Below are 16,341 nucleotides of genomic sequence, written 5' to 3'. Positions count from 1 at the left end.
CTTTGTTGCAAAGTAAAAGTTATATCCATGTCCCAACTCAGTCCATACTTGTAATCAACACTCTGCGTTCTTTCCACTCGGCACGCCGATAGGCCTGAAGAAGGCCAAATTTGCGGATGCTTGCTTTGGGTACCGATTTGTAAGGCAGACCGACAGTGAATTCCTGAGTAAATGGAAAGTAAGAGAGCCCTACTTTATCACCTGAGATCCATTCAGCCCGGATCGGTTCTCTTCCACAGGCATCGAAGGTACAGCTGAGTCCCTCGGCAAAAAAATCATAGCGCGATGCAGGGGTTCCGGGCTCCTCCATACAGAGAAAAAGGCTGAGCTGATCACAGAATAACATGATCTCCAGGTCGCTTTGCAATCTGCGCTTGAGTTCATCTCCTCCGCCGAGCTGCTGTTGCCAGTCTGCCTGAAAACGTTGTTCTTTCTTCAGATATTCCCGGATATCGTCATCATCGTTAGCGTTAGCACCCAGGGTGTTCTGAAATAGCTCCGTGTACATCATGCTGCACAATAGCCCGGCATACAGACTTTTTTCACGGACTTCATCAATCCCTTTTTGGTAAAATACAAAACGCGGGCGTAACGGGAAATCCCTAAACGAATACGGTGACTGACTATAATCATTCCAGAACGGTGCAGAATCCAGCTCAATCCAGCCACGGTCATGTTCTCTTGCTGCAAGGATAAGTTCCTCCCGGTGACGGGAATCAGCGAGCAGTTCATCTTTCCAGTGGGAAGCCATCACGCCGGCTACTTGTCCATGCTCATGCTGTGCGGTCAAAACAAAATCATGCTCTCTCTCATATACGATCATTTGCTGTCACCCTTCCGCATGGTATACTTCGACTTTTACATATACTGGTATAAATCTTCCCGTTATCACTTCACTTATTCTTCTTCGCCCGGACGGCATAACAAATTTGCAAATGTAAAGGTGTTGTCAGTTGCCTGAAATTTGGTACACTAAAGATTGTGTCACTGATTACATTACATACAGAAAGCGGGATCTCATGAATTTATACTCTCCTTACATCGAGTTTAACCGCAAGGAATGGGCTGAACTGAAAGAACATCAGACCACCCTTCCACTGACGGAAGCCGAATTGGAACAACTAAAGGGATTGAATGAAGAAGTATCCATTCAGGAAGTGGAAGATATTTATTTACCACTTACCCACTTTATTGACTTATATGCAAGAGTTTCACGTGAATTGAATCGATTGACGGCTTCTTTTTTGAAAAAGGAACAATCTCCCGCTCCCTACATCATCGGAATTGGGGGCAGTGTTGCCGTGGGCAAAAGCACGACAGCCCGTTTGCTCCAGGCCATGCTCGCCAGAGGTAAAAACAAACCCAAGGTTGACCTCGTTACGACCGACGGTTTCTTATATCCCAACGCCATACTGGAAGAGAAAGGCATCATGAACCGGAAGGGATTCCCCGAAAGTTACGATATCAAATCTCTTATTCAGTTCATGGGCGATGTAAAATCGGGTAAACCTGAAGTAAAAGCGCCAGTGTATTCCCACCTTGCCTATGATGTCATTCAAGGAGAAGAGCAAACGATCTGCCAACCAGACATCCTCATTATTGAAGGTATTAACGTCCTGCAGGTGAAAAAGGAAACACCGCTGCTTGTCAGCGATTTTTTTGACTTTTCCATCTATATTGATGCAGATGAGGAGCACATCCGTCATTGGTACATTGAACGTTTCAAGCTGCTGCGCAGCACCGCATTTCAGAATGCAGATTCCTTCTTCCATGATCGCTTTGCCAACATTGGTGAAGAGGAAGCTGTACTAACGGCCAGTCAGATCTGGCAGGACATTAACGCTAAGAATCTGCACGAGAACATTTTGCCAACCAAGGGACGTGCCAGATTAATCTTAAGAAAAGAAGCTGACCACTCGATTCAGCACATCAAACTGCGCAAACTGTAGTTGCTATCAGCAAGCTGTACCGAAGGTCACACTACCCCTCTACTCTACTAAAGGAGACTATAGCCTATGCAAACCTTAGTTGTACTCGGTAGTATCATGATGTTTCTCGCCGTAGCCCTCGGGGCGTTCGGTGCTCACGCGCTCAAGCGCAAATTATCTGCGGACATGATCAAAATATACGAAACCGGAGTTCAGTATCACCTTGCCCACGGTCTCGGATTGATCCTTCTGGGCCTGATTGCGGACCGACTGGAACAGTCCTCGCTCATTATGGCAGCAGGATGGCTGCTGTTCGCAGGCATCCTTCTATTTTCAGGCAGTCTCTATGCACTGAGCATAACGGGTGTCCGCAAGCTTGGTGCGATTACTCCGCTTGGCGGAGTCGCATTCCTTGCCGGATGGGTCATGGTCATTATTGCTGTTCTGTAATGCAGACGGATGGTAAACGAAAAAGAGTGTTCTAGCCGATGTAGATGATCGCTGGAGCACTCTTTGTTGTTTAATCTGTCCATATTCTGCGAATGGAAGGTGGCTCCTGTTCTCCTCGTGGCCTTTCCAGCACATACACATCGGGATTGGTTAGCAACATCCACTCTTCGTAACCAAAGGACTTATGATAATGGCGAAGGAGCAGAGATAGCATGTTGCCATGAGTGATAACAGCCGCAGATCGCTCAGTGCGGCTCCAACATTCTTCCAGCACTTCCATCCCGCGTGCGGTCGCGATGCGTGACGACTCTCCGCCTTCTTCTGCGAAGTTTTCATCCGTATATGTCCGTTCCAGCACTTCCATCCAGTTCTCCAGATGGCGAGTGCTGAGCACTCTTTCCTGAAAGCGCTCATCGGTATGTATATGTTGCGATACAGCTCTGGCGAGTGGGTCTGCCGTCTGGAGCGCTCTTTTCCACGGACTGGAGACAATGTAAGATACAGAATGGACAGCAAGTTTCTTCGCCAACTGCTCTGCCTGAGCAAGACCATCATCTGTAAGTTCTGCATACGGTTCCTGTCCTGTTGCCTTGGCGTGACGAATGAGGTAGATCGATTGCAGGATTCTCTCCTCCTCTGGTACAGCTCATCTGGAGATCGTGTCTAGATACCGAAGAGCAGCCTTCATTTTCTCCTGGTCTTCCCATTGTCCTCCTGAACTCAAAAATGTAACCTGCTCTTCCGGTCGCGTCCCATGCTGTTCCGTTAACCCCAGCAAATGCTTCAGACGGTTGACCGTGCCTGCACTGCCATCAATAATCTGCACATGATCTGGAAGTACTGTCCGGAGGATATGTGAATAGAACGGATAATGCGTACAACCAAGTACAACCGTACCGTATGATTTCAGATCCAGATCAGCCAGTTTCTGGCGAAAATACGCAGCACTTTTTTCTGGATCAAAATTCAGCTGTTCACACCATTCCACGAGTTCAGGCAGCGGCATAGAATCCACACTGTGATGGTCATCCACGCGGGATACCAGTTCGTTATATTTGCTCTGACTCAAGGTTAGTGCCGTTGCAAATACAAGAACTCTTCTCCCGCTTTCACGGTTCATCTCTACGGCCGGCTTCACCGCAGGTTCCATTCCGATAACCGGGATATCATACTTGGCACGCAAATCTTTTACCGCCAGACTTGTCGCCGTGTTGCAGGCAACCACGATTGCTTTTACATGTTCCCGTACGATCGCTTCGGCGCAATCAAAGACATGCCCTCTTACTTCATCTGCAGATTTGGTTCCGTATGGGACATGAAGCGTATCTGCATAATACAAAAATTGTTCTTCAGGCAGCTGCTGCAAAGCTTTATGCAGGACGGTTAAACCGCCGATGCCCGAGTCAAAAAATGCAATTTTCTTATTCAAGGGTTTCACCTCTATAACGTATTCTTTTGGGTTCCAGGTCCAGGAACCTTTATTTCCTGCTCATGATGACTGGAGGTGAGGATTGTTCTAGAGAATTTACTATTCTTCACTCATTTTATACTGTCTAAGCCAGTCTTTTCCACTATTCCACTCGTTCACGGAATTCCGGTCCCCGAGCAGCTCCGTACTTGCCTGAGCCATGATCCATTCCCTTAGACCGTTATCGGAGCTGGACTCAAGTTCCTGTAAAAGAACAAGCAACCCTTCCTCACCCGTATTCAGGATTAGTCCATACGCCTCCGGGCTGCCTGCAATATAATCGTTAGGATTACTGCTGCCCATGATTGCAGATTCACCAACCATCTTCTGCAGGCTGTGCTCAATCACCCCTGATATACGCTGTTCCTCGGTCTGGACCGAGCACGCTCCCAACACAAATACAGTACTCAGAGATACCAGGCAACGTACCAAATGTTTTCGTATCACCGGACCACGCCCTTCAACGAAAGTTTAACGAAATAGGGACCTGCCGTCCATTTCCCAATACCGCTGTTCCTCAGGCACCCGATCCAGAAAATCCACATAGGATCCAACCCAACCTTGAGGCATGTAATGTTCGAAAGACGCCGGCTCAGGAAACATGGAGCAAAACTGCCTTTGGTCAAAATCCACAAGGAATGACGGCACAAACTTTAACCACTCGTCACCTTCTTGGTACTGCTTCCTAAATTGATAGAGACAGTCTCGCAGTTCTGCGGCCGCTACTCGCTCGTCCTGAATGGCCTGCAGGAATGCTGCAGCGGTTTCCTCGTTCAGTATTTCGATGCCGAACCGTTCCTCCATCTCCACATTCAAAAACCAGTACTCCCGCTCAGTTACATACCAGCAAAACGCTCCTCGAAACCGGACTCCCGTTATGGTATTCTGCGCATATTCAGGTTCTGTCTTCATCATTATACTCCTCCCGGTAAATTCGGATATGAGCTCCAATGACATGTTGCAGCTCCTTTTGTACATATGTTCTAATCACCGGGTTCACCCTCTATGACGAAGTCGTTATGCTGAAATCCATGCCGTATTGGTACAGTCCCAGTTTGCGGGCCACCTGCTGCGAGGAAAGATTGTCCCAGGATGTACTGTAGAGAGGAATGCGTCCGCTCTCTTGCACGTGGTACTGCCAGCATTTGACCGTCTCCACCCCATATCCATGTCCTCGGGACGCAGGAATGGTATGCAGACTCGCTTCTGCGCCCAGCTCCGAAGTTCGGGCGGAGCAGCATACGGCTACGGCGGAATCTCCAATAACATAAGCAACTACAGGCGCATTTGCATGCAATCGCCCGATGAGATCGGGAAAATGCTCTTCCAGCAAAAACGTATGATGACGGTCAATAAGCTGCACACGTGAATGCCACTTGTCCCATTTCTCCCGGAAGACAAATGCAGGTCCCATCCATAGATGCTTGACGGGCTTATAAGCCTCGATCGTCCCTAGCAGCTTCGGAATGTCAAGCGGAAGCTTCGCTTCAGTCGCCAGCTGATCCGTAAGGTTTGGCGGCAAGTGCTCATGGTAATAAGGCAGAAGTCCAGCAGAAGTCATGCCAATAAACAAGGCAGGCGCATGCCCGCCTTCCGGTTCGTTAATACCAGTCAGACGCTGCTGCATGTTCATCGTATATAAGGTCTGTGCCTGTATTTTCATCAAGTCAGACGGTTCGATATTGAATAGGGAATCCATATTATTTAGCCAACCTTAGTAATAACCGCTCGCCTTCACTTCGTTTATGAACAGACTTTTCCAGGAACTCGGGCAGTTGCCGCAATTCGGCCGGACGATATCCGGGCCCGCATCCACAACTATGGAAGGTGATTCCGTGGCGATAAAGAATCGCTACCTTCTTCCATTGTTTCAGATCACTTTGCTTCGGTGCTCTAAAATCTTGTCCCATGCTAACCATGGGTGCCGCACACTGCGGGCATTTAAATTCAAGCCTTTCATACACTTCAGGAACGAGATCATGTCTCGATGTTTGCTTAAATGATTTGCGGCAGTCGAAACAGGCATATGTGTCTTTGTATGGTCCTGACATGGCATATCTGCACAAAGAGCTGCACCTCCCTCATTAATTTCCATTATACGGTATATTCCAGGGAGATACGAATGCAAACTGGCAATTCCTAATGGGGATTATACTGAACTGAATTTTTTGATCCATCATTCACCAGTAATACATTCATCCTGTCTTACCGCCAGCTTCCAGGCTTCACCGAGTTCCATCACGGATGCATAGCGACGGGCCCGATCAGGATCTACTGCTCGAATTACAACCTGATATAAAGCTTCTCCAGCGTCCCACTTGGCATATGAACGGTCCTTCTCTCCACCAAGCAGTACGAATGCCGTGGCACCCATGTTAAATACATTGGTTACTCCGTCGATGGAAGCACCGAATTCAAACTCCTCGGGAGACATGAAGCGGGATGAACCCCACATGCGTCCCATGGTATTGGTAAACGAACCCTTCTGATACAGGTCGATATCACAAATTTTGATCCTATTTTGCTCAAAATCATAGATCAGGCTGCCATCGTAGAAATCAACAGCCACATACCCTTTTCGCTCCACCTCAATATGAAAACTTAGGATCTGCTCCATTGCCTGAATCTGCATCTGAATAGGGAGTTGCCTAAAACGATAATACGGTGAACGGGGATCTTCATATTTCGCTGGAGCCGGAAAATACCACTGGGAATGCAGACATTCACCATCCACCCAATCAAATACACAGACATAACCCCGTTCCGTTGCAAAGTGGTCTCTTAGTTGAATCAAAGCGTCATGCTTCAAATCCTCGTAGACTGAAACAGAAGACATCAAACTTCGGATGGCTTCTGGCGGACTATTGAGTGTACTCGCATGAATGGTACGTGCTCCCGCATATTTTACAAAGAGCCTTGTTCCATCCTGCTGCATGATACCAAAGGACAGATTTCCGGAATCCTGCTGATCAAATACGCGAAATACCTTGCCCAGTGGCCGTAACCATTCGAAAGAATGGGACTCTTGTAATACGAAGGCATGCCAGTCTACTTCCAGATGAACCGCCTCTGTCATATGGAACTCACAGTTGGATAAACGTATGTCATATGGGCTTCATCATAACCTTGTCCCCCAACTTCAAGAGCATAATTCTCTATGCCATACGTTTCGAATCCGTACTTTTCGTATAACCGTCTGGCTGATTCATTTGTCGTAACCACGCTCAGATTAATTTGCCTGATGCCCTCCAAGGTCTCTCCCCGTTTCAATACTTCTCGAAGCAGCCTTGAAGCAAGACCATGCCCCCGATATTGCGGGGCCACATATACCCCCCAGATGAATCCCTTGTGCCTGAGTTTCATGCCGTATTCTCTCTTGAAACCCATCATTCCAGCCAGTATTCCTTCTGTTCCTTCTGCTGTATAGGCTCCAAGAATGTAATCATCAGGCTCATTATGTATGCGATCCTGCACTTCATTCATGGGAAGCTGAACAGACAACTCGTATGATGCTCCGAAGGACTCCGGATGATTTTTCAGTGCCTCCAGACGCAAAGACCAGTATTGATCGGCTTCTTCGCGCCCGATATTACGGATAATGAACCGGCTCTGCTTGATATCTTCGCTCATTCTTCGATCACTCCTTGCATCTCGTAAGGATAATCGATCTGCCGCTTCACATTCTCGGCTGCCTCCTGTCCGGCAAGCAATCCCAGTACATAAATTCCGAGATCAATCGACGTGGCGACACCACCGGCCGTAATGACATTTCCGTCCTTTACAATCCGGGTCTTGATGACCTCATCTGCGTACGGCTGCAGTAGATCATATACATTAGGATGAGTCGTTGCCTTCTTACCAGAAAGAAAACCAGCCGCACCCAGCAGCAAAGAGCCCGTACATACCGACACCTTCATCGGAACCTTCTCCGCCTGTTTCAGCCATCCCACGAAAGCTTCATCGAACCGAAGTTTGCGCGTACCCATGCCACCAGGTACAAAAACCATATCGTATTCACCCAAGTCCGGTTTCACTCGATCCACTTGGAGCGTTAGTCCGGATTCGTCCGTGACCTGATCGGTCATCGCGCAAGTTTCCCATGTACTGCCCTTGGTTGGTTCAAAGAAATTCAGCCGGTTGATTACATCATAAAATCCTGCAAAATCAAGAAAAGTTAAACCATCAAACAAAACAAAAGCAATTTTCAACGTGAAAACCTCCCATGTTTTTATTTCGACACGTCTCGCTCCATCGCTTCCTTCACCCAATCACGTTCAGGGAGCTTGCTGTTGATCCGGAATAACAGTCCTACAACGACTAAAAGCAATACAATCACGATGACTTCAAACAAGTTCAAGCCCTCCTGACTAAAATTAATAAGGTCTGCCCTATTTCAGACCACGCGCAATAATCCACTCCAACCACTTCCACGGAAGCAGCGTTTTGCCAATAATGAGCACACGAGATCCTTTGCCGAGTGCATAGCGGAGCCGTGGTGCACGCATGCGTGCAATGCGGGCGATCAGGTCAGCCACTTCCTGCGGATCGGGCGCAGTCTGGCCCGCATGTGCAGAGTAACGAAGCACCGCATCCAGCTTTTCTTTATAAGGGGAGTCATCATTGCGATGAATTTCACCCAGTCCTTTATTCCAAATAGGTGTGTGATACGCTCCCGGCTCAACCAGGACTACCTTTACGCCAAACGAAGCCATCTCATGCCGAAGACTTTCGGTGAAACCTTCCACAGCAAATTTGGAAGCAGCATAGGGTGCATAGCCAGGGAACCCCGACAAACCGCTCACACTGGAGAGATTGATGATGAGTCCCCGCTTCTGTTCACGCATGACAGGAAGAACCGCACGCGTCATTGCAATGAGACCGAAGAGATTCGTCTCCATTTGCCGCCGCCAATTGTCCATCGTTACTTCCTCAATGAAACCACCAACAGCAAACCCTGCATTGTTCACCAACATGTCAATTCGCCCATACATCTGAAGCACTGCCGCCACAGCCGCCTGTACCGAATCCGAATCCGTCACATCCAGACGCATATAATGCAATCGATCCGTAATGCCTGCTTGTTCTGCCAGCTGGACTAATTCTTCATTCCGACTCAGATCGCGCATGGTTGCGGCAACCCGGTATCCCTGCTTGGCAAGTGTAATCGCAGTAAGCATTCCGAACCCACTCGAGGTGCCTGTAATTAACGCTACAGGTGCAGTCTCTCCCTTAATGTTCTGTACCATCTCCCCGTCCACCTTCCTCCAATGAATCTATTCGCTTCTCCCTTTCTATCATCACATGACTGAACATAGCGGAATATTCGCTTCGCTTAAGTCCAAGTTCAACCACGCTGTCTCTCCACTCTGCGCAGCTTGGTCATTCCGGGTTCGAATGTATACGGAACGTAATCCGTCTGTGGTACAGTGCACTCAAGCCGCTCTCCCAGTTTCAGTAGTTGACGCTGCACTTCGCCCTTCACCCACTCGAGATCATCACTATTTCCACCAAGGCGAAGAGCGATTTCCAGCGATCCGTCGCTGCGCTGAACAACCCGGTAGTGCTCCAGATCCGGTGAAGCGGCAATGACCGCACGGGTGATGAAGTCCGGAAATACAGGTACCTCCTCGCCGGTATGACGATGTGAAAAGTAAAGCGTATCATCACAGCGGCCTTCGATCCGATCTATGGCGGTAAAGGGAGAGCCACAATCACATGGGGCGGCCGCCTCGGTTAGAATGTCATTTAGCCGGTACCGGATTATCGGCTGTGATGTCCTGGAGAAGTCCGTAATAATGGGTACAAATCGCCGGGAAGCGGGATCAATAAACTCTTTTTCAATATGGACAATATCTTCATTCAAATGCAGTGTGCCAAGACGGCAGGTCGCACCCAGGAATCCCTCTGTGCACTGATAGACTTGATGGATCGTTTGACCAAAGACGCGCTCCAGCACCTTGTGATCGAGTGGATCCAGAACTTCGGCAACAGAGATGATTTTCTCGGGTGTCGCCGTCAGGGATCCCGCTTGATATGCATCGGCCAGCATTCTAAGCATCGATGGAGGAGCTACCCACACGGTGGGACGATACTCTTCCATACGCTCGACCAAGGTATGCACGGGTTCCAACAGATCAAAATATTGGAATTGCAGCTTGCCCCGCTGCACCGATTCATACAAATTACTGTTAGCCCGCAGGAAAAAGGCAATCTTGGCAGGCTTCCACAGCCCTCCAGGCAGCAGTTTGGCCAGCACTGTCCCCGTCCAGGCATCTTGCTCCCGCTCACTCACAAGAAATAATCCCCGGTTCCCCGATGTCCCAGAGGAGAGACCAACCGTAATACCTTGAACAGACGGCTTGAAATCACGTGTATCCTCACTTTCTCCGGCAAGGGTCATGGCCTCGTTCTTCGAAATCCCGACCGTGTTGAGCTGGTCGAAATGCTGCATCATGATCTTTTTATCAATTATCGGAAAGCTTCTCCAGGCGGATGCTTCAGCATCTCCCCACCACTCTCGGTAAAACGGGGACTGTACACGAACTCGCTCGATATGACGGAGGATCTGACGTTCCTGCCAGTGTTCAAGCTCCTTACGTGATTTCCATTTTCGCAGTCCACGCGCCAAGGCATAATGATAGACAATACGCATGGTACTCATATGTAACTTCCTCCCGTCCCCCAGGCATTCAGCGCTTCCAAGCAATGGCTGGGTACAATCCGAATCTCGGGAAACTGCTGATGCAGCTGCACAAGCTTATCGAAATTCATTCTATATTCGGATCGATCCGACATAATCATGCCTGCGAGCACATGCGGTCTGCGCTGTTCACGGAAGGCCCGGCTGGACCACACCGTATCCGCACACAGGAAGTAGTCCTGTTCCCCCGTGCTGAGCAGGATGCCCATCATGCCTTCTGCATGACCGGATACCTCCACACCAAGCAGGCTGCCATCACCGAAAAGATCGTATACTTCAGAAAAAGGGAAGTCGTCTCCCGTCTTCGTCCATCGCTTTGGCTGTATCATCACGGGCAAGGATCGGTCTGCAAAATCTACAGGCAAAAGTCCGGATAAGAATCCGGATTTCACAGCCGCCAACGGGCCAAGTGATCGCACCGCCTCATACGCCTGGGGCAGATAGATGAACTGCGCCTCCGGGAAGTCACGCACTCCTGCGATATGATCGCCGTGAAAATGGGAGAGAATGATGTAACGAATATCAGATGCTTTTAACCCTAACCTAGCCAGAAATTGTACTGCACTGTCCTCTTCACGATACACCACAGGCGTAATATGGCGATACAGCGCATTCGGCAGATGTGCCGTCTCCTTGAAAAAACGGGAGCTGTACCCCGTGTCCAGCAGCATCGGACCATGCACGGGATGAATAATACAGGCAAAGCCCGCAGGAAAGGGCACTGGCCGTAAGCTTCCGCCCCGAATGGTCAGAAACTCCGGATGGGTACAGAAGCCTGCCGCGCCCAGATGAAGTTCTACCTTCGTTGTTGTCAGCATGATTCTGCCCTCCACCAATCTGCAAACTGCTGCAGGCCTTCTTCAATGGTTACTCGGGGTGTATAGCCTATTTGCTCTCGGGCGTCATAAATATTCAGCGTTTGCGGGACGGCTAACGAACCCACGGTGTATCTGGTTAGCTGCGGTTCGCCTAGTAGAGGCAGGAGACGATGCACACCCTCCAGCAGCGATGCTGCTCCATAAGCTGCCCTGTAGGGAATATTTCGGCGGTGCAGCGGCATCTCAAGCAATTCAAACAAATAACTTACTAGTTCGTGGAACGGCCTCGGGTCGCCATTGGAAATATTGTATGCTCTCCCTAGTGCTTCAGGCGGCGCACTCCAGCATAACAGCAGTGCATCCACGACATTATCCACACAGGTGAGATCAATGACAGCGTGGCCGCCCCCAATCATGGGCACTCCTGATTTACGGTTGGCTGCAACGATTCTGGGGAAAAGCGTCTGATCATACGGGCCAAAGATGGCTCTCGGGCGAATCATGATGGAAGGAAGTCCGTTTGCATGGGCCCGAAGCACCACTTGCTCCGCCATTCTTTTGGTCGCTGCATAATGATTCGCTGGTTTGACTGGCATAGGGTCATCCTCATGAATGTCATATCGGGGTATATAATTAAAATACACGCTGGGCGTTGATACGTGGATGAATCGCTGTACACCCGCTCGCCTGCAACCGTCGACCAGATGCTGCGTCGCTTCCACATTGCTGCTGTAAAAGTCCTGATATTTGCCCCAAGGCGACGATAGCGCCGCACAGTGAAAGACTACATCCTGATTGGCACATGCCTCAGCCGCAACTGACTTGTCACGTAGGTCACCTTGATAAAAATAGATACCTTCGGCTTCCAGCTGAACACCGTATTCTTTTTTTCGGCCCATCCCCGTCACTCGCCAGCCCTGTTCCGCAAGCCTTAAAGCCAGATGTCTGCCCAAACACCCTGTTGCTCCTGTAACCAATGCTCTATTCATGGTTGTTCACCGTTCCATTCTATGTCGTGAGTCAATGCTTCAGTCAGAGATAGCTTGTATTTGCGTGCAAGACGCCAGGCGGACAGCACCACGGCCGCTTGTTCCAGCATGGGGCGTCTATCATTTTGCAGGTGTACGACATCTCTTGTACCTCGCCAGGCTGTCATCCATGCTCGCCACTGATCCGGTCGTCCAATCTGCTGCAATCCGCTACCCAGCATAGGCAGCATGAGCATCGCCTTGCTGTGCTGCTTGGGAGTTATCAGGATACCTTCCTTTGCGAGCGACTCAGGCGTAACGATGGCAAGCACGAATTCATCCCCCGGGTAGAAGAGATGGATTCCGCTCGTAGCCCTGGGATTACACTCAATTGCAACCACTCGGCCCTCCGGCCCTTCAATAAAATCAAAACCAATCTGACCACTAAATCCGGTAGCCTCTACAAATTGTTGAGCCCACTCATATGTACCCTCGTGCTCCACGTGTTCGAAATAGACACTGGCTCCCACGCTGCCTGTGCGATAGCGGCTGTCATACGTGGTATGGGCCACAATTCGCCCTTCATACGCAACGCTGTACGTGCACAACGCTCGCCCAGGAACGTAAGCCTGAGCTACCCAAGGGAGAGCGGATGATATTTCTTCCTCACCCGGAGGAACGTTCCGTGAGCCAGGCATGCGAACTCTAGCGGCAAATCGGGAATATACCGGCTTCCATACCCACTTCCCTTCCGTGTCCAGAACAGATTGTGTATGAATCCATTCTTCCCGGCTGGTAATCAGACGTGTATCCGGTACTGCAAGGCCTATGGATTGCGCAAGCTGGATAAATCGAAACTTGTGATGCAGCTTATGCAATTGCTCCAGTGGAGAAACAAGGACATGGCAATAAGGACGCAAGCTCTCTGCTCCCTGCGCAATGTAGAACACCTCTTCACACATCGGAATGAGCAGGTCGATCTGCGATGCTTGAATGATCCGCTCCAGTTCAGACAGATATGCGGCTGTTTCATGACGCGGGGATGGTACAACAAAGCATTGCTCCACCACTCTGGACAGTCTGCACAGATGACGTGATGCACTCTCCGCAACATACACACGATAACCTGCGCGCCGAAGCATGCGTGCCAGATCAAGCGTAACGGGAGCACGTCCCCCAGTGAGTAACACACTTCGGATTGCGGAAGCATCATCGGATTCTCTTAATCTAGTAATCAAAAATAAGTCCTCCCAATGACAATCCAGCGGCCGTTCCGATCAGGAGCACCCGATCACCTCGCCGGATACGCTGCTGCTTGATCGCCTCATGCAGTCCCATGGGAATGGATGCGGCAATGGTATTCCCATGGTTTCGTGTAATGTCCATAAAGCGGTCTTCGGGAATATTCAATTTCTTGCGAATCAATCTCATGGCCATGGCACTGCCCTGATGCGGAATGACCAGTTTAAAATCTTCCATCCGGTTTCCGGAGGTCTTCAGCATATCGTCCATGAACCCCGGAAGAAGCCTGGAAGCCATCCGGAAGATTGCCTGCCCATCCATGTGAAAAAGGTAAGGCTCCGGCTGATCGGCCACATAATTGGAGGCATGCAGCCGTGTCCCCCCACCGGCAATTTCCGAGAATCTCGCCCCTCGACTGTACGTTTTCAGGGAAGCATGCACAATCCGGGAGGATTGCTCTTCTTCGGAACGTTCGATAATGACCGCGGCGGCTCCATCGCCGAAGAGGGCCGCACTCTCCTTATCCGACCAATTCAAACCTGCAGAAGCGATCTCCGTTGCTACGAGCAGTACCCGGCGATAACGACCCGCATCCACCATATAGGAAATGACGTCCAGACCGTTTAGGAAACTCAGACAGGTTGCATCCATATCAAATGCCGGTATGCCTGATTCCTGTTCTCCCATGGCTTGTTGAATAAATACCGCAGTACTTGGCAAAGGCTGCTCCTTCGTACCGCTGGTGCACACCAGACAGTCGATGTCGGCAAATTGCAGTCCTGCGTCGGCAAGCGCAGCTTCTGCTGCTCTCGCCCCCATGAACGAAGATGTCTCCTGACCGGAAGCATAATGGCGAACACCTACGCCCGTGGCTTTGGAGACCCAGCCTGCCGCCACATTCAAGCGGATATCCAGCTCCTCGTCCGTTACTTTTCGCTCCGGCAGATACTTCCCCGTTCCGGCAATTCTCACTCTTCTACGTTGCATTTCCCCAACCTCTTTCTGTTTCATCTGACTGATTCAAATGACTTTTACACTGCACCAGAGATCCCGAAACGTCAGCGGACCCGAATCTCCAGAACATACAGCAGAAGGGCAGATCATCTGCCCTTCCGAATGGAACTTTGTATTCAATATGGTTGTTCAGTAATCCACACTATTTCAGAATTTCATCTAGAGCGGTGTCGAGTGTATCGTATACAAATGTGAACCCTTCCTGCTCCATCCGCTCTGGGATAACCCAGCGGCTTTTGAGGACCAGCTCCGTTTCGGTCCGGATAAATCGCGCTCCCACTTCAAGCATCCAGCGAGGGGAAGGGAGTCCAATGCGGACGCCCATATGACTTCTCAGGCTCTCCATCAGTTGGCGGTTGGTAACCGGATGCGGAGACGAAGCATTAAATACCCCTTCAAGTGCCGGGTGCTGCTGAAAATAAAGGACCATGCGAAACAAATCTTCAATATGAATCCAGCTGAACTGCTGTGTTCCAGCTCCCTGGGATCCGCCCAAGCCAAAACGCACCAGATTCGTGAGCGGCTCCATGACGCCGCCTTTGCCAAGCACAATTGCAATACGCAAGGCAATCTGGCGGGTAGACGGCAGACTGAATTCGAAGAAAGCCTGTTCCCACGCCTTGGCAACATCCACAGAGAATCCGGAGCCAATCTCACCCTCTTTTTCTGTCATGGGGCGGTCTTCTGCATGTCTGTATATCGTGGCCGTACTTGAATTGATCCATAGTTCAGGCGGATGATCACATTCAAGGACAGACTCGCCAAGAATACGTGTCGTGCTGGTCCTGGACTCTAGGATAATCCTGCGATTCTCATCGGTGTAACGACAGTTTACAGATTTCCCGGCCAGGTTAATCAACATTTCGGCACCTTCAAGTGCTCGCCTGATACCATTGAAGTCCTCCCAGGCAATATGACCTGGCTGACGTGAGATGATGAGCACCTCATATCCAAGCTTCTTGAACCTTTGCGCAAAATCCTGACCGACAAATCCCGTACCTCCGGCCAATACAACCTTCTTCACGTGATCCCCTCATTTCCATAAGCGATAAGACAATCCCTCATATATGGATAAACACGGTTACTGCACGTTTCGTTCGATGTTATCTGGCACCCATGGCTGCATACAGCCGATCCCGCTCTTGAATAGCCCAGGTGTTTGACGGATTCTGCTCCAACTGATAACGGAGTTCATCATAGAAATCATGAATCATGAATCCTTCGGGCAGTGTCCCAAGCATACTTGCAAAATCATACTCCGGCAGGGCCTTCTGTCCTTCCCCAACCTGCTTCAGCCAGTTCATCCACGAGGCAAGATCAAGCACTTCTTCCTGCCACAGTTCTGCCTGTAACCCCAGGGCATCTTGAAACTGCTCATACGCAGCCGGATCAGGGAACTGCCGACAGGCCTTAACAGCCAGGTCATACAGCTCCATTAGAGCAGGCCGAACCTCATGCTTGATTTCCATGTCCAAACCTTCCGTGAAATCCTCGACCCGGATGCTTAAGCCGTCATCATATAATAATGGTGCTTGTGCAAGCAGTCGTACAATTTCTTCCATGTCGTTCATTGAAATCTTCTTTTGCTCATAGAGAGCAGGTAACATATAAGTGGTAATCGTCATTCACTCCTACATCGTTCTTCTATTAATGACGTATATTATAACATGATTTGGCTGAGTATCCTTGAATTCACTTGAACAACGACAAAAAGCAGTTAAGCCAGAATTCATTCTGCTTAACTGCTTTTTGC

General features: G+C 49.7%; 21 protein-coding genes. 2 read left to right on the top strand and 19 right to left on the bottom strand.

All coding sequences use genetic code 11. The features are described from left to right. Nucleotides 1-37: 37 nt before the first annotated feature. Complete coding sequence (locus MH144_RS18970) at nt 38-823, bottom strand: DUF3891 family protein (RefSeq protein WP_239302878.1); 786 nt, start codon at nt 821-823, stop codon at nt 38-40. A 196-nt stretch (nt 824-1,019) separates the two neighbouring features. Here MH144_RS18970 and coaA point away from each other — a divergent pair, with 196 nt between their 5' ends. Together coaA and MH144_RS18960 are read left to right on the top strand one after the other, a co-directional pair. Continuing rightward, a complete protein-coding gene (gene coaA, locus MH144_RS18965; RefSeq protein ID WP_239302877.1) occupies nt 1,020-1,949 on the top strand; it encodes a type I pantothenate kinase in 930 nt (309 codons plus the stop codon). 66 nt (nt 1,950-2,015) lie between these two features. Next, a complete protein-coding gene (locus MH144_RS18960) occupies nt 2,016-2,378 on the top strand; it encodes a DUF423 domain-containing protein (RefSeq protein WP_239302876.1) in 363 nt (120 codons plus the stop codon). A 70-nt stretch (nt 2,379-2,448) separates the two neighbouring features. Here MH144_RS18960 and MH144_RS18955 read toward each other — a convergent pair whose 3' ends face one another. The 18 genes from MH144_RS18955 to MH144_RS18875 form a co-directional block, all read right to left on the bottom strand. Continuing rightward, entirely contained in the window at nt 2,449-2,982 is a 534-nt protein-coding gene (locus MH144_RS18955; protein WP_239303595.1) for a histidine phosphatase family protein, read from the bottom strand. A gap of 42 nt (nt 2,983-3,024) precedes the next feature. After that, nucleotides 3,025-3,807: a glutamate racemase gene (gene murI / locus MH144_RS18950; RefSeq protein ID WP_239302872.1), complete on the bottom strand. Its 783-nt coding sequence runs from the start codon at nt 3,805-3,807 to the stop codon at nt 3,025-3,027. 99 nt (nt 3,808-3,906) lie between these two features. Then, nucleotides 3,907-4,293, bottom strand: coding sequence for a hypothetical protein (locus MH144_RS18945; RefSeq protein ID WP_239302870.1), 387 nt, complete (start codon nt 4,291-4,293; stop codon nt 3,907-3,909). Nucleotides 4,294-4,317: 24 nt separating this feature from the next. Further along, nucleotides 4,318-4,758 (bottom strand): hypothetical protein, encoded by a 441-nt coding sequence (locus MH144_RS18940; RefSeq protein WP_239302868.1) that lies wholly within the window; start codon nt 4,756-4,758, stop codon nt 4,318-4,320. Nucleotides 4,759-4,849: 91 nt separating this feature from the next. After that, the gene (locus MH144_RS18935) at nt 4,850-5,545 is read right to left on the bottom strand and encodes a GNAT family N-acetyltransferase (RefSeq protein ID WP_239302866.1); all 696 of its coding nucleotides are present in this window, start codon (nt 5,543-5,545) and stop codon (nt 4,850-4,852) included. Between the two features lies 1 nt (nt 5,546). Beyond that, a complete protein-coding gene (locus MH144_RS18930) occupies nt 5,547-5,912 on the bottom strand; it encodes a hypothetical protein (protein ID WP_239302864.1) in 366 nt (121 codons plus the stop codon). A 110-nt stretch (nt 5,913-6,022) separates the two neighbouring features. Next, entirely contained in the window at nt 6,023-6,922 is a 900-nt protein-coding gene (locus MH144_RS18925) for a serine/threonine-protein kinase (RefSeq protein WP_239302863.1), read from the bottom strand. After that, nucleotides 6,919-7,476: a GNAT family N-acetyltransferase gene (locus MH144_RS18920; RefSeq protein WP_239302861.1), complete on the bottom strand. Its 558-nt coding sequence runs from the start codon at nt 7,474-7,476 to the stop codon at nt 6,919-6,921. Before MH144_RS18920 ends, MH144_RS18925 begins: the two co-directional genes overlap by 4 nt. Beyond that, nucleotides 7,473-8,054, bottom strand: a complete 582-nt coding sequence (locus tag MH144_RS18915; protein ID WP_239302859.1) for a DJ-1/PfpI family protein — start codon at nt 8,052-8,054, stop codon at nt 7,473-7,475. Before MH144_RS18915 ends, MH144_RS18920 begins: the two co-directional genes overlap by 4 nt. A gap of 20 nt (nt 8,055-8,074) precedes the next feature. Further along, the gene (locus MH144_RS30835; protein ID WP_275440192.1) at nt 8,075-8,197 is read right to left on the bottom strand and encodes a hypothetical protein; all 123 of its coding nucleotides are present in this window, start codon (nt 8,195-8,197) and stop codon (nt 8,075-8,077) included. A 37-nt stretch (nt 8,198-8,234) separates the two neighbouring features. Beyond that, the gene (locus tag MH144_RS18910; protein ID WP_239302858.1) at nt 8,235-9,092 is read right to left on the bottom strand and encodes an SDR family oxidoreductase; all 858 of its coding nucleotides are present in this window, start codon (nt 9,090-9,092) and stop codon (nt 8,235-8,237) included. Between the two features lie 98 nt (nt 9,093-9,190). Continuing rightward, nucleotides 9,191-10,507: a F390 synthetase-related protein gene (locus tag MH144_RS18905; RefSeq protein WP_239302856.1), complete on the bottom strand. Its 1,317-nt coding sequence runs from the start codon at nt 10,505-10,507 to the stop codon at nt 9,191-9,193. Next, nucleotides 10,504-11,364, bottom strand: a complete 861-nt coding sequence (locus MH144_RS18900; protein WP_239302854.1) for an MBL fold metallo-hydrolase — start codon at nt 11,362-11,364, stop codon at nt 10,504-10,506. The genes MH144_RS18905 and MH144_RS18900 overlap by 4 nt, the downstream gene beginning before the upstream one ends. Then, nucleotides 11,358-12,353 carry an NAD-dependent epimerase/dehydratase family protein gene (locus tag MH144_RS18895; RefSeq protein ID WP_239302852.1) on the bottom strand — a complete coding sequence of 332 codons (996 nt, stop codon included), beginning with the start codon at nt 12,351-12,353 and terminating at the stop codon, nt 11,358-11,360. Before MH144_RS18895 ends, MH144_RS18900 begins: the two co-directional genes overlap by 7 nt. Then, nucleotides 12,350-13,570 carry an ATP-grasp domain-containing protein gene (locus tag MH144_RS18890; RefSeq protein WP_239302846.1) on the bottom strand — a complete coding sequence of 407 codons (1,221 nt, stop codon included), beginning with the start codon at nt 13,568-13,570 and terminating at the stop codon, nt 12,350-12,352. Before MH144_RS18890 ends, MH144_RS18895 begins: the two co-directional genes overlap by 4 nt. Beyond that, nucleotides 13,560-14,561, bottom strand: coding sequence for a beta-ketoacyl-ACP synthase III (locus MH144_RS18885; protein ID WP_239302844.1), 1,002 nt, complete (start codon nt 14,559-14,561; stop codon nt 13,560-13,562). Before MH144_RS18885 ends, MH144_RS18890 begins: the two co-directional genes overlap by 11 nt. Before the next feature lie 169 nt (nt 14,562-14,730). Further along, nucleotides 14,731-15,612 carry a TIGR01777 family oxidoreductase gene (locus MH144_RS18880; RefSeq protein ID WP_239302842.1) on the bottom strand — a complete coding sequence of 294 codons (882 nt, stop codon included), beginning with the start codon at nt 15,610-15,612 and terminating at the stop codon, nt 14,731-14,733. Nucleotides 15,613-15,691: 79 nt separating this feature from the next. Beyond that, nucleotides 15,692-16,213 (bottom strand): hypothetical protein, encoded by a 522-nt coding sequence (locus MH144_RS18875; RefSeq protein WP_239302840.1) that lies wholly within the window; start codon nt 16,211-16,213, stop codon nt 15,692-15,694. Nucleotides 16,214-16,341 lie beyond the last annotated feature (128 nt).

The sequence above is a fragment of the Paenibacillus sp. ACRRY genome (assembly GCF_022346995.1).
In the GTDB taxonomy this organism is placed as follows: domain Bacteria; phylum Bacillota; class Bacilli; order Paenibacillales; family Paenibacillaceae; genus Paenibacillus.
The sequence above is the reverse complement of the archived record's forward strand: the minus strand, read 5'-3'. Positions and strand labels throughout refer to the sequence as shown.

Excerpts from the sequence above, each read along its gene's own strand:
- MH144_RS18970 (WP_239302878.1), bottom strand. The coding sequence starts at position 823 with ATGATCGTATATGAGAGAGAGCATGATTTTGTTTTGACCGCACAGCAT.
- coaA (WP_239302877.1), top strand. The coding sequence starts at position 1,020 with ATGAATTTATACTCTCCTTACATCGAGTTTAACCGCAAGGAATGGGCT.
- MH144_RS18960 (WP_239302876.1), top strand. The coding sequence starts at position 2,016 with ATGCAAACCTTAGTTGTACTCGGTAGTATCATGATGTTTCTCGCCGTA.
- MH144_RS18940 (WP_239302868.1), bottom strand. The coding sequence starts at position 4,758 with ATGAAGACAGAACCTGAATATGCGCAGAATACCATAACGGGAGTCCGG.
- MH144_RS18935 (WP_239302866.1), bottom strand. The coding sequence starts at position 5,545 with ATGGATTCCCTATTCAATATCGAACCGTCTGACTTGATGAAAATACAG.
- MH144_RS18925 (WP_239302863.1), bottom strand. The coding sequence starts at position 6,922 with ATGACAGAGGCGGTTCATCTGGAAGTAGACTGGCATGCCTTCGTATTA.
- MH144_RS18920 (WP_239302861.1), bottom strand. The coding sequence starts at position 7,476 with ATGAGCGAAGATATCAAGCAGAGCCGGTTCATTATCCGTAATATCGGG.
- MH144_RS18910 (WP_239302858.1), bottom strand. The coding sequence starts at position 9,092 with ATGGTACAGAACATTAAGGGAGAGACTGCACCTGTAGCGTTAATTACA.
- MH144_RS18905 (WP_239302856.1), bottom strand. The coding sequence starts at position 10,507 with ATGAGTACCATGCGTATTGTCTATCATTATGCCTTGGCGCGTGGACTG.
- MH144_RS18900 (WP_239302854.1), bottom strand. The coding sequence starts at position 11,364 with ATGCTGACAACAACGAAGGTAGAACTTCATCTGGGCGCGGCAGGCTTC.
- MH144_RS18895 (WP_239302852.1), bottom strand. The coding sequence starts at position 12,353 with ATGAATAGAGCATTGGTTACAGGAGCAACAGGGTGTTTGGGCAGACAT.
- MH144_RS18885 (WP_239302844.1), bottom strand. The coding sequence starts at position 14,561 with ATGCAACGTAGAAGAGTGAGAATTGCCGGAACGGGGAAGTATCTGCCG.
- MH144_RS18875 (WP_239302840.1), bottom strand. The coding sequence starts at position 16,213 with ATGACGATTACCACTTATATGTTACCTGCTCTCTATGAGCAAAAGAAG.